Here is a 12,104-nt window from a genome sequence, read left to right as displayed (position 1 = left end):
CTGTGGATAAAGTCGTGGATATACCTGTCGAGGATATCTGTGCGGCGCTGTGGAGAAAAGCACCGTGCGGGTTTTACACGCGCTCCACCCAAGACGCTACACAGGCTGGACCTGCTTTTCAGTTTGTAACGCGGGGCTGTGGATAAAATCGGGCCATTCCGCCCCGATGTGGGGAATTTCAAAGAGTCAATCTGAGTCGGTGACACCGAAGTCGAAGATTTGCCTTATAAGTTGCTGTAATTTCAATGTTTATCAATTTTTCTCGTATTCAGCTTCACCACCTGCACAGGCGGTGGAATCGATTCTCGTGTTAACAACCATGTGGAAGAAAATGCGTCTGTCGATAATCCCCAGCTTTCACAGCCCTTCTACAAACCACATCCTTAGACTCTTTCTTGATATTAAGAGGGTCACAGACCCCGCTTGATTAAACTCGGAACTCCGGCAAAGAAGGAAACCAGCGAGGAAGGACGACACATGATTCAGGATTTGCTCGGCATCGCCTATCCATGGCTGAAAGCCGCTCACGTGATTTCCGTGATCTCCTGGATGGCAGGGATTTTCTATCTGCCGCGACTGTTCGTTCACCACGCAGAAAGTGGGGAGGCAGGGAGCGACGTCTCCGAAACCTTCAAAATGATGGAGATGAAGCTCTACAGTGTGATCATGACGCCAGCGATGATCGCCACCTGGACGTTTGGAATATTGCTCGCGGCGATTCCGGGCGTGCTCGGATGGTGGTTTCTACCAAAATTCATCGCGGTACTGATCATGACCGGTTTTCACGCCTGGCTGAACGGAAGGCGGAAGGAATTTCTCGAAGACAGAAATACCAGATCCGGTCGTACCTACCGGTTCGCGAATGAAATACCGACTGTGTTGATGGTGATCATCGTGATTGCGGTCATCGTCAAACCATTCTGAGCGATGATGTTGTTGACATATTCGACTTAACCGCCATATCTGACGAAAGGCGCGGGCGGGATCTGCGCTTCCCTTCCTCTTACTGTAATCTGGTGTGTATGAGCACCGATCACATAACCGGACCGAAATTGATGGATATTGAACGCCTCTCGCTTGCCGAGTTGAAAGCGAAGAGCCCTGCCGATCTGCTGAAGATGGCGGAAGAGCTCGAAATCGAAAACGCCTCTACGATGCGTAAGGGCGACATGATGTTCGCGATCCTCAAGGAAACCGCCGAGGATGGAGTCGAGATTTCCGGGGATGGTGTGCTCGAAGTGCTGCAAGACGGCTTCGGTTTCCTGCGCTCGCCCGAGGCGAACTATCTGCCGGGTCCGGACGATATCTACGTCTCCCCCAGTCAGATCCGAAAATTCAGCCTGCGCACTGGCGATACCGTAGACGGTGTGATCCGCGCGCCGAAGGATGGCGAAAATTATTTCGGTCTGGTGAAGGTCACGCTGATCAACTTCGAAGATCCGGAGAAGGTCAATCACAAGGTTCACTTCGACAACCTGACGCCTCTCTATCCTGATGAGCGGCTGTCGATGGAGGTGTCGGATCCGACTGTGAAGGATCGTTCCGCCAGAGTGATCGACCTCGTTTCACCCATCGGGAAAGGTCAACGCTGCCTGATTGTGGCGCCGCCACGTACCGGTAAGACGATGATTTTGCAGAATATTGCGAATTCGATCGAGAAGAATCACCCCGAATGCTATCTGATTGTCCTGTTGATCGACGAGCGGCCAGAAGAAGTTACAGACATGCAGAGATCGGTCAAAGGTGAGGTCGTATCCTCGACCTTCGACGAGCCGGCTACCCGCCATGTCGCCGTTTCCGAAATGGTCATCGAAAAGGCGAAGCGCCTGGTCGAGCATAAGCGGGATGTTGTTATCCTGCTGGACTCCATCACGCGTCTGGGTCGGGCTTTCAATACAGTCGTGCCGTCCTCCGGCAAGGTGCTGACCGGCGGTGTCGATGCCAACGCGCTTCAGCGACCGAAAAGGTTCTTTGGTGCTGCGCGAAACATCGAGGAAGGTGGATCGCTGACGATCATTGCGACGGCGCTGATCGATACGGGCAGCCGTATGGATGAAGTTATCTTCGAAGAGTTCAAGGGAACCGGTAACTCCGAACTGGTTCTGGATCGCAAGATTGCGGATAAACGGGTCTTCCCCGCCATCGATATCATGAAGTCGGGCACGCGTAAGGAAGAACTTCTGGTTGATAAGTCCGACTTGACCAAGATGTTTGTATTGCGGCGGATTCTCAATCCTATGGGAACAACGGATGCAATCGAATTCTTACTGGGTAAGTTGAAGCAAACAAAGAGCAATTCTGACTTCTTTGACTCCATGAATACTTAGTAGTTTATCAGAGTGCGTGTATTGCACTCTATGGGTGTGATACATGCTGGATACTATCTTTGCGCCTGCAACTTCTCCTGGTAGGGCAGGCGTTGGAATCATACGGATTTCCGGTCCATTGGCACATGCAACGGCTGAGCGGTTGTGTGGCACGTTGCCCGATCACAGATCTTCTGCGCTGCGTTGGGTACGGGATAGTCGTGATGGATCGAAAATAGATCAGGCCTTGATCCTCCGCTTTGATGCGCACGGCAGTTTTACGGGTGAGCCGGTGGTTGAAATCCATCACCACGGATCGCCCGCGGTTTTGTCTCAGTTGGTAAAGGTACTCTCCGACCAGCCCGGATTAAGAATCGCTGATGCAGGTGAGTTTACCCGGCGAAGTCTGGAAAACGGACGACTGGATTTGTCTCAGGTCGAGGGTTTGGCAGACCTGCTGGATGCAGACACGGAAAGCCAGAGGCGACAGGCTTTGCGGGTTATGGATGGTGAACTGTCCAGGCTGGTTGTTTCCTGGCGCGCAGATTTGCTGCGCTCGATTGCCCTAATCGAGGCGACGATCGATTTCGCGGACGAGGACGTTCCGGTTGATGTCTACCCTGAAGTGCGCAGTCTGATTGGGCGTGTACTGGGGCATATGAAATCGCAGCTTAGCGGGGCGAAAGCTGCGGCGGATATTCGCAGCGGCTTCGAAGTGGCTATTGTCGGACGTCCAAACACCGGAAAATCGAGTTTGATCAATCGTCTAAGTCGGCGAGATGTCGCGTTGATATCGGAATATGCCGGCACGACCAGGGATGTTATCGAGGCTCGTCTTGATGTATCCGGCCATGCTGTAACTTTTCTCGATACAGCCGGTCTTAGAGAGACAAGTGATGTGGTTGAGGGTATGGGTATTGATCTGGCAAAGCGGCGCGCAAATTCGGCAGATATGCGTATTTTTCTGTTGGAACCGGATCAGGTTGGCCCCGATGATACTATTGAGGTTGAGGCTCATGACCTGATAATACATGGTAAAGACGATGATGGAAGCAAAGGTGGCGTATCGAGCTTATCAGGGTACGGTATCGAACGTTTGTTAAAGGATATCGAAGTCAGGCTGAATTATCTCACCAGTGGCTCTTCGTTGTTGATTAGAGAGCGTCATCAGGTCGCGATGCGTGCTGGGGCGGAGTACCTGGGGAACGCTCTTTCATCTCTTGATGAAGATTACAGCGGACCTGAATTCGTGGCAGAGGATCTGCGATCTGCTATACATGCTCTGGACCAGCTGATCGGTCGAATCGGGGTCGAGGATGTTCTTGGGGACATCTTCTCCAGTTTTTGCATAGGTAAGTAAGGTTGTTTCACGTGAAACATAATGCGTTTGATGTAATTATCGTAGGTGGTGGGCATGCGGGTTGCGAAGCCGCTCTCGCCGCGCAACGTATGGGATCTCAGGTAGCTCTCATTACGCATCGCCGTGATCGTATTGGAGAAATGTCCTGTAACCCCGCCATCGGAGGTCTAGGTAAGGGGCATTTGGTTCGAGAGATTGACGCATTGGATGGCGTAATGGGCCGTGTTGCGGATCGGTCAGGTATACAGTTCAGGTTGTTGAACAGGCGGAAAGGACCCGCAGTTCAGGGCCCACGTACACAAGCGGATCGGGATTTGTATCGCCGTCATATGCAAGCTGAATTCGATAACTTGCCAAATTTGGCTGTTATTGAGGCGGCTGTTGACGATTTAATCATCGCAAAAGGTAAAATCGCAGGCGTTACCTTGGCTGATGGTAGCGAAATCTCGGCTGGTGCTGTGGTTATAACCACGGGAACCTTTCTGAGAGGTGTGATTCATATCGGGAGTGTAACCAGACAGGGTGGCAGAATGGGCGATCCGTCTGCATCCAAACTGGCTCAGCGGATTGAAAATCTGGCCCTTCCACTTGGACGATTGAAAACTGGCACTCCGCCGCGGTTGAGAAGCAAGAGTATTAATTGGAAAATCTTGGAACGTCAGGAGGCTGATGAGCATCCTGTTAGATTTTCGTTCCTGAACTCAGGTGATCTGCCTCCTCAAATAGCATGTGGAATTACCCATACGAACGAAGCCACGCACGAATTAATTCGGGAAAACCTCGAAAAATCAGCTATGTACAGTGGCAACATTACCGGACCTGGTCCTCGCTATTGCCCATCCATAGAAGATAAGGTCACGCGATTTGCTGATAAATCAGCTCATCAGGTTTTTCTGGAACCAGAAGGTCTGAATTCGGATTTGGTATATCCGAACGGAATTTCGACGTCACTTCCAGTCGAAATTCAGGAACAATATGTAAAATCTATGCGTGGATTGGAATACGCCGAGATTGTTCAGCCGGGATATGCGATTGAGTATGATTATGTGGATCCAAGAGGCTTGGATTCTACATTGAGGGTCATAAACTGCCCGGGTCTGTTTTTGGCCGGACAAATCAATGGTACAACAGGATATGAAGAAGCGGCTGCTCAGGGACTTATTGCCGGATTGAACGCGGCATTATCTGTGGCCGGTGCTGAACCGTTCGTTCTGGATCGATCTCAAGCATATATCGGAGTAATGATAGACGATCTCGTAACCCGAGGCGTTGCGGAGCCATATCGGATGTTCACGTCCAGGGCAGAATACAGGCTTTCACTGAGGGCCGATAATGCAGATCAGCGATTGACGCCTCTCGGGATGGAAATTGGGTGCATCAGCCAAGATCGCGCCGAGGAATATGAGGAGAAGGCCACGAAATTGGCATATGCGCGCTCCCTCTTTTCAGCATACACGGTCACTCCCGACCGGGCAAATGCGGTCGGTTTGAAGGTAAACCGCGATGGGCAGCGCCGTTCAGTGTTCGATTTGATGGCGCGAAGCGAAACTACGCCGACCCATATAGTGGAACTTTGTCCTGAATCTTCAGCGATTTCGTCTGATATTCTGTCTCAGCTATCAATCGACGCGACCTATGCGAGCTACATTGAACGTCAGGGCCGGGATATCGCCGCTTTGAAGCGCGATGCGGAGAAATCGCTACCCTTGGACTTGCCGTACCAATCTATCGCTGGCCTTTCGACCGAGCTGAAAACCAAGTTGCTGGCAACACGACCAGATTCTATTGCACAGGCTTCGAGAATTGAGGGTATGACCCCTGCAGCACTTGGCTTGCTCATTGCCGCGACCCGACGAGCTGAGCGAAAATCAGCGTGACTTTTTCAGGGCGAGAATTAGTCGAGAAGAGTGTTTCACGTGAAACAATGAGAGCCTTCGATAGGTACGTTGAATTGCTGATTCAATGGAATCCAAAGATTAATCTCGTTGCTCCGAATACCATTCCTGAAGTCTGGACTCGACACGTTCTCGATTCCCTACAAATCGCACATTTAGGAGAAGATTCGAACACATGGGTGGATATTGGGTCTGGTGGAGGTTTCCCCGGCCTGATCGTAGCGTGCATATATCCTGATAAGGATCTGGTTTTAGTTGAGAGTGATATGCGCAAATGTCTTTTCATGCGCACAGTAATTCGCGAATGTAAGCTGGGTGCGAAGGTAACTAATCGTCGCATCGAAGCACTGGAACCCCAATCTGCGGATGTGATAAGCGCCCGAGCATTGGCTTCCTTGCCATCACTTTTCACCCTGGCCAAACCGCACCTCTCATCGGAAGGGCAATGTTTGTTCATGAAGGGCGCGAACCGAAAACTTGAGCTTGAAGTCGCGCGGAAGGACTGGACTTTTGATGTCGAGGAAGTCCAGAGTTTGACCAGCCGAGAAGGCGCCATCCTTCGTATCAAGGGCCTGAAACATATTTGAAAGTGTCCTGAAATGAAAATAATTGCTCTCGCAAATCAGAAGGGCGGCGTAGGTAAAACCACGACCGCGATAAACTTGGGCACCGCTTTGGCCGCAGTGGGGCAAAGGGTGCTGCTGGTTGATCTCGATCCGCAGGGCAATGCCTCTACAGGGTTGGGAATTGAGAATTCGGCCCGCCTGCAGTCAACCTATGATGTACTGGTTGATCGTAAACCGATCGCTGAGGTTGCTCTTCCGACTATTGTCCCGAACCTGTTTATCGCTCCAGCCACGCCGGATCTCAGCTCCGTTGATCTCACACTTTCGAAGGAGTCGAGCCGCGCAAATCGCCTCAGGGACAGTTTGCGCACTGCGGGGGATCAGTATGACTATGTTCTGATCGATTGTCCGCCTGCGCTGAACTTACTGACCCTGAATGCGCTGTCGGCTGCGGCAACAGTACTCGTTCCGCTACAATGTGAGTTCTTCGCTCTCGAAGGACTTAGTCAACTCATGAATACGATACGCGAAGTTCGTTCAGCGTTGAATGCATCGCTTGAGATTCAAGGTATTGTGCTGACAATGTATGACCGCCGCAACAATTTGTGCCATCAAGTTGCTGCTGATGCGCGCCAGACACTGGGTGATCTGGTTTTTGAAACTGTGATTCCCCGGAATGTCAGGCTGTCTGAAGCACCTTCGCACGCCATGCCAGCCTTGCTATACGATGAAACCAGCGCAGGCAGTCTGGCATATCAGCGCTTGGCGGCCGAACTGCTCACACGTGCCACGCGTGTCGAAAAGAAGAGGACTTCCCATGCGAAAACCTGATCGTAAGGGGCTCGGGCGCGGCTTGTCCGCTCTCCTAGTCGATGTGGATCCGGGCCAGGGTTCGGAATCGACCACTGTTCAAACCCTGCCAATCGAACAAATCAGTCCGAATCCAGACCAGCCGAGGCGAACGTTCACTGAATCCGACCTAGACGATCTTACGCGTTCGATCCGCGAAAAGGGTATCATTCAGCCTCTGATCGTTCGGCCCGATCCTACCGGTGCCTCTGCCTACCAAATCGTTGCGGGTGAGCGACGTTGGCGGGCCGCGCAGCGAGCTCAACTGCATGAACTGCCGGTCGTTATCCGTGAATTCAATGATACCGAAGTTCTCGAAGTCGCCATCATTGAAAACATTCAGAGATCTGACCTGAATGCTGTGGAAGAGGCGCGTGGCTACAAGCAGCTTATGGAAAAGTTCGGTCACACGCAGGAAAAACTGGCAGAAGCACTTGGCAAGTCACGCTCTCATATTGCAAACTTGCTACGCTTGCTTTCCCTCCCAACCCCAGTACTCGACATGTTGGTCGAGGGGCAGCTTTCGGCGGGCCATGCGCGTGCGCTGGTACCGCTCGCCGATCCCATGCCTCTTGCGAACCAGATCGTACAGCAGCGGCTTTCGGTACGTGAGGCTGAAAAGCGGGCGAAAACTCCGGTCATTCCCGGAACCCGCCAGCCTACGGCGAAGGCCAAGAAGGATGCCGATACCCGTTCGTTGGAAGGTGATCTTAGCGCAGCTCTAGGACTCACAGTCTCGATTACCCACAGATCTGACGGGCAGGGCGGGCAGATAAGCGTCACTTATCGCGATCTGGACGACCTCGACCGGCTATGTGGTTTGCTGTCCGGGGAAAACTGATCAGGCAATCAGTTCGCGCAGGATCGCATTCGTCACCGGGCGCCCTTGTCGTGTAATCGACAAGCGGTGATCTCGGATGGAAATCAGCCCGTCCTCTTTTAGTGTGACGAGGGCGGATTCGTCGAAAAAACCGGGGTTCAGTGCCTGCAATCGGGGCATGTCGATACCTTCACGCAGGCGCAGCCCCATCAGAACACATTCGACCGCCTGATCGTACAGGGACAGAGCATCCGCAGGCTTGTATCCGTGACCGTGCCTTTGCACATTCTGCAGCCAGGCTTCGGGCATACGAAGCGTTTCAGTGGCTCGCCTGATACCGTCCGCTCCGGTTATCCGACCATGAGCACCCGGCCCGATACCGGCATAGTCGCCATACCGCCAATAGATCAGATTGTGACGGGATTCCGCGGCATTCCGCGCGTGGTTCGAGATCTCGTAAGCCGGCAGTCCAGCCGATTCCATGATATCCTGCGTATCGAAATACATGTCACTGGCAATGCTGTCATTGGGCATGCCGCGCAGCGCCCCACGTGCGTGAAGTTCCCCAAATCTGGTGGATGCCTCAATGGTCAGCTGATAGAGTGACAGGTGATCCAAACCCAAGCTAATAGCTTGATTTAATTCAGTTTTCCATGATGCTCTGTCTTGCCCTTGTCGGGCGTAAATCAAATCGAAACTCACCCGGTCAAAGCACGCTCGCGCGATTTCAAAGGCCTCCATGGCTTCACGCGCAGTATGCATTCGCCCCAGACGTTTGAGATCCACATCGTTGAGGGCCTGTATCCCCATGGAGACGCGGTTGATACCCGCGTCACGAAAGCCTTGGAACTTTCCGGCCTCGACGGATGTCGGATTGGCTTCGAGCGTGATTTCCGCATCTTCGGCCAGGCTCCATACCTGCCCGATCTTGCCGATGACAGCCGCGATCGTCTCCGGCTTCATCAGGCTAGGCGTGCCTCCGCCGAAGAACACGGTATCGACGCGGCGCGGTCCGCTGAGGCTCGCGGCATGTTCGATCTCTCGACACAGGGCATCACACCATGCTGCGTGATCGACCTCGCGCCGGACATGGGAATTGAAATCGCAATATGGGCACTTTGCCTGACAGAACGGCCAGTGAACATAGACGCCGAACCCGCCATTGCGCCAATCTGGTGTCAGAAGCTCAGCCAAAAGTTTGCGCCGTCAACAGTTTGAACGCGGCGGAGCGGTGGCTCAGAGGCTCCTTTTGCGCATAGGGCATTTCACCGAAGGTCAGGGTTTGTCCGTCGGGCAGGAACATTGGATCATAGCCGAAACCCTGTTCGCCGCGCGGTGGCCAGACCAGACGGCCCCCGGCCTCACCGCGATAGATCTGGTCGTGCCCGTCCGGCCAGGCCAGGCACAACGTGCAGACGAAGCGGCCCGTACGCGGTTCCGGAGCGTTACGCTCCTCCAGCTCGCGCCAGGTTCGGGTCATCGCCATCATGAAATCGCGGCCCTGGCCCGTTTCGGCCCAATCGGCGGTATAGACGCCGGGTGCACCGTCCAGCGCATCGACCTCAATCCCGGAATCGTCGCTGAGCGCAACCAGCCCGGTTTCACGTGCAGCAAAATGCGCCTTCAACCGGGCGTTTCCGGCAAAGGTATCCTCGGTCTCCTCCGGTTCGCTGAGGCCCAGAACACCGGCGGAGGTGACGTCGATCCCGTATGGTTCCAACAGGGCCGAAATCTCCCGCAACTTTCCAGCGTTGTGAGAGGCAAGAACCATGCGCTCGCCTGAGGAGACCTTGCGGATCATGCGACAGCGGCCTTTTGTGCCGCGACCAGATCATCGACGCCGGAGGAGGCCAGATCGAGCAGCCGGGTCAGTTCATCGCGAGAGAACGGCGCCCCCTCGGCCGAGCCCTGAACCTCGATCATTCCCCCCTCACCGGTCATGACGAAATTAGCGTCGGTTCCCGCGGCGCTATCTTCGGCGTAATCCAGATCCAGCACGGGTTGTCCGCCATAGATACCGCAGCTGATAGCGGCGACATGCGTGGTCAGCGGATCGCTTTTCAGATCGCCCGCCTTCAGCAGTTTGTTGATTGCCAGACGCAGGGCGACCCAGCCCCCGGTGATGGAGGCGCAACGCGTCCCGCCATCGGCCTGAATGACGTCGCAATCGACGGTGATCTGCCGCTCACCCAGGGCGACGCGGTCGATCCCGGCGCGCAAGGACCGGCCTATCAGGCGCTGGATTTCCTGCGTGCGGCCCGATTGCTTGCCAGCCTGTGCCTCACGTCGGTTACGTGTGGTGGTGGCGCGGGGCAGCATGCCATATTCCGCAGTGACCCAACCCAGACCGGTATTGCGCAACCATGGCGGCACCCGTTCCTCCAGCGAAGCGGTGCACAGCACATGCGTGTTGCCACAACGGATGATGCACGACCCCTCGGCGTGCATGGTCACGTTCGTCTCGATGGAAACGGGGCGCAGTTGATCGACGGACCGGCCGGATGGGCGCATGATACTCTCCTGTAAAACTCGATCTTTCCCTATAGCAGAGGGTCATATCCGTCCAGTGATGCGCCATGCGTCCGGCCCGCAGCGCAGATGGACAGTGCCGTTGACCTGACTGCATCGCGTGTCTACCTCTTTATGGACATGAATGAACCCAAGACGAGCACTTTGGACGACATGAACGAGCGGGCCCGCGCGGTCTTTCGCTCGCTGGTCGAGACGTATCTGGATACCGGGGAGCCTGTCGGATCACGCACCCTGTCGCGGGCATTGGCGCAGCCGGTATCCGCCGCGACGATCCGAAACGTGATGCAGGATCTCGAAATGCTGGGCCTTCTGGGCAGTCCCCATGTTAGCGCGGGGCGGGTGCCGACCCAGCGCGGATTGCGGATGTTCGTGGATGGCTTCATCGAGGGCGGCGATGTGAACTCCGTCGACCGGCAGGAGATCGAGCGTGCCGTCGGAACCGACAGTGACGACATTACCGGCGCGCTGGATCGTGCGGTGGGCGTGTTGTCGGGCCTGACACGCGGTGCGTCTCTGGTGCTGACCCCGCAGGTCGAGGCACCGATCCGGCATATCGAATTCGTCTCCCTCTCGGATGAGCGGGCGCTGGTTGTGCTGGTCATGGCCGACGGGCGGGTCGAGAACCGGCTGTTCACCCCACCGCCCGGTCTGCCGCCATCCGCGATGCGAGAGGCAGCGAACTTCCTCAATTCCATCCTCGAAGGCCGCACCGTGAGCGAGGCCCGCTCCATCGTCGAGGCGGAGATCGTCTCCCGCCGGCAGGAGCTGGACGTGCTGGCCCGCAATCTGGTCGAATCCGGCGTGGCCCTGTGGTCCGAGCAAACGGGTGACGACCGCGACCGTCTGATCGTGCGCGGCACTTCGCATCTGATCGATTCGACCGGGGCGGAGGATGACCTGATCCGCATTCGCCAGCTTTTCGACGATATCGAGCGCAAGCGCGATCTCGCCCAATTGCTCAGTTTGACCGAGGAGGGCGACGGTGTGCGGGTTTTCATCGGGTCCGAGAACAAGCTCTTTTCACTTTCGGGTTCCTCTCTGGTCGTATCTCCCTATATGAACGCTGATCGGAAGATCATCGGCGCGATCGGTGTCATCGGCCCTACGCGGCTGAACTACGGGCGCATCGTTCCGATCGTGGATTACACCGCGCAACTGGTCGGCCGTCTGTTGAAGGACGGTCGATGAAGCGCTGAGGACGGAAGTCGAATATGTCGAACGAAAATGACGTGAACGAAGAGTTCGAAGACATGCCGGAGGCCGAGGGCGAACCGGATGAAAACTCGCAAGCCTATGCCGATCCCGATGCGGAGATCGACAGCCTGCGCACGGAAAACGAAGAGCTGCGCGACAAGCTTTTGCGGACCTATGCGGACATGGAAAATCTGCGCAAGCGGCTGGAGCGGGATCGCAAGGACGCGGAGATCTATGGCGGAACACGCTTGGCCCGTGAATTGCTGCCGGTGCACGACAATCTGAAACGTGCGGTTGAGGCCATTACGGAGGAGCAGCGTGAGGCCGCCTCCTCGGTGATCGAGGGGATCGAACTGACGCAGCGTGAGCTTCTCAACGCCTTTGAAAAGCATAAGATCACCCGCATCGACCCCGAGATGGGCGACAAGTTCGACCCCAAGCTGCATCAGGCGATGTTCGAGGCCCCGATGCCCGGCGTGGCCGCGGGATGTGTGCTGCAGGTGATGGCCGAGGGCTTCATGATCGGTGACCGTCTGCTGCGCCCCGCGCAGGTCGGCGTGTCCTCGGGCGGATGATAAGGGG

12 protein-coding genes are annotated in these 12,104 nt (G+C 55.3%); 9 read left to right on the top strand and 3 right to left on the bottom strand.

Annotated elements, in window-relative coordinates:
- The first annotated feature begins 423 nt into the window (after window positions 1-423).
- The 7 genes from hemJ to H1S03_RS08535 all read left to right on the top strand — a co-directional run bounded on the left by hemJ (window position 424) and on the right by H1S03_RS08535 (window position 7,817).
- Window positions 424-924 (top strand): protoporphyrinogen oxidase HemJ, encoded by a 501-nt coding sequence (hemJ, locus tag H1S03_RS08565; protein WP_347339217.1) that lies wholly within the window; start codon window positions 424-426, stop codon window positions 922-924.
- Window positions 925-1,055: 131 nt separating this feature from the next.
- Complete coding sequence (rho, locus tag H1S03_RS08560) at window positions 1,056-2,327, top strand: transcription termination factor Rho (RefSeq protein ID WP_166188528.1); 1,272 nt, start codon at window positions 1,056-1,058, stop codon at window positions 2,325-2,327.
- 46 nt (window positions 2,328-2,373) lie between these two features.
- Window positions 2,374-3,666 carry a tRNA uridine-5-carboxymethylaminomethyl(34) synthesis GTPase MnmE gene (gene mnmE / locus H1S03_RS08555; RefSeq protein WP_185804212.1) on the top strand — a complete coding sequence of 431 codons (1,293 nt, stop codon included), beginning with the start codon at window positions 2,374-2,376 and terminating at the stop codon, window positions 3,664-3,666.
- Window positions 3,667-3,677: 11 nt separating this feature from the next.
- On the top strand, window positions 3,678-5,543 hold the full coding sequence (gene mnmG, locus H1S03_RS08550) for a tRNA uridine-5-carboxymethylaminomethyl(34) synthesis enzyme MnmG (protein ID WP_185804061.1): 1,866 nt from the start codon (window positions 3,678-3,680) through the stop codon (window positions 5,541-5,543).
- Window positions 5,544-5,590: 47 nt separating this feature from the next.
- Entirely contained in the window at window positions 5,591-6,148 is a 558-nt protein-coding gene (rsmG, locus tag H1S03_RS08545; protein ID WP_185804211.1) for a 16S rRNA (guanine(527)-N(7))-methyltransferase RsmG, read from the top strand.
- A gap of 12 nt (window positions 6,149-6,160) precedes the next feature.
- Window positions 6,161-6,958, top strand: a complete 798-nt coding sequence (locus H1S03_RS08540; RefSeq protein ID WP_185804060.1) for a ParA family protein — start codon at window positions 6,161-6,163, stop codon at window positions 6,956-6,958.
- A complete protein-coding gene (locus tag H1S03_RS08535; protein ID WP_185804059.1) occupies window positions 6,945-7,817 on the top strand; it encodes a ParB/RepB/Spo0J family partition protein in 873 nt (290 codons plus the stop codon). The genes H1S03_RS08540 and H1S03_RS08535 overlap by 14 nt, the downstream gene beginning before the upstream one ends.
- Here the strand turns inward: H1S03_RS08535 and hemW are convergent, their stop codons facing one another.
- From hemW to rph, 3 genes are read right to left on the bottom strand one after another with little or no spacing between them, the layout of a single operon-like run.
- Entirely contained in the window at window positions 7,818-8,990 is a 1,173-nt protein-coding gene (gene hemW, locus H1S03_RS08530) for a radical SAM family heme chaperone HemW (RefSeq protein ID WP_249777860.1), read from the bottom strand.
- Window positions 8,983-9,597, bottom strand: a complete 615-nt coding sequence (locus H1S03_RS08525) for a non-canonical purine NTP pyrophosphatase (RefSeq protein WP_185804058.1) — start codon at window positions 9,595-9,597, stop codon at window positions 8,983-8,985. The genes hemW and H1S03_RS08525 overlap by 8 nt, the downstream gene beginning before the upstream one ends.
- The gene (rph, locus tag H1S03_RS08520; protein ID WP_185804057.1) at window positions 9,594-10,307 is read right to left on the bottom strand and encodes a ribonuclease PH; all 714 of its coding nucleotides are present in this window, start codon (window positions 10,305-10,307) and stop codon (window positions 9,594-9,596) included. The genes H1S03_RS08525 and rph overlap by 4 nt, the downstream gene beginning before the upstream one ends.
- Window positions 10,308-10,445: 138 nt before the next feature.
- On the opposite strand from rph, the gene hrcA reads away from it, so the two are divergent.
- Both hrcA and grpE read left to right on the top strand, forming a co-directional pair.
- A complete protein-coding gene (gene hrcA, locus H1S03_RS08515) occupies window positions 10,446-11,516 on the top strand; it encodes a heat-inducible transcriptional repressor HrcA (RefSeq protein ID WP_166193793.1) in 1,071 nt (356 codons plus the stop codon).
- Window positions 11,517-11,539: 23 nt separating this feature from the next.
- Window positions 11,540-12,097: a nucleotide exchange factor GrpE gene (gene grpE, locus H1S03_RS08510; RefSeq protein WP_185804056.1), complete on the top strand. Its 558-nt coding sequence runs from the start codon at window positions 11,540-11,542 to the stop codon at window positions 12,095-12,097.
- Window positions 12,098-12,104 lie beyond the last annotated feature (7 nt).

Source organism: Pontivivens nitratireducens (assembly GCF_014235845.1).
GTDB classification, from domain to species: Bacteria; Pseudomonadota; Alphaproteobacteria; order Rhodobacterales; family Rhodobacteraceae; genus Pontivivens; species Pontivivens nitratireducens.
The sequence above is the reverse complement of the archived record's forward strand: the minus strand, read 5'-3'. Positions and strand labels throughout refer to the sequence as shown.

Bases quoted from the DNA above. Each gene is read 5' to 3' on its own strand.
- rho (WP_166188528.1), top strand. From the start codon at position 1,056: ATGGATATTGAACGCCTCTCGCTTGCCGAGTTGAAAGCGAAGAGCCCT.
- rsmG (WP_185804211.1), top strand. From the start codon at position 5,591: ATGAGAGCCTTCGATAGGTACGTTGAATTGCTGATTCAATGGAATCCA.
- H1S03_RS08540 (WP_185804060.1), top strand. From the start codon at position 6,161: ATGAAAATAATTGCTCTCGCAAATCAGAAGGGCGGCGTAGGTAAAACC.
- H1S03_RS08535 (WP_185804059.1), top strand. From the start codon at position 6,945: ATGCGAAAACCTGATCGTAAGGGGCTCGGGCGCGGCTTGTCCGCTCTC.
- H1S03_RS08525 (WP_185804058.1), bottom strand. From the start codon at position 9,597: ATGATCCGCAAGGTCTCCTCAGGCGAGCGCATGGTTCTTGCCTCTCAC.
- rph (WP_185804057.1), bottom strand. From the start codon at position 10,307: ATGCGCCCATCCGGCCGGTCCGTCGATCAACTGCGCCCCGTTTCCATC.
- hrcA (WP_166193793.1), top strand. From the start codon at position 10,446: ATGAATGAACCCAAGACGAGCACTTTGGACGACATGAACGAGCGGGCC.
- grpE (WP_185804056.1), top strand. From the start codon at position 11,540: ATGTCGAACGAAAATGACGTGAACGAAGAGTTCGAAGACATGCCGGAG.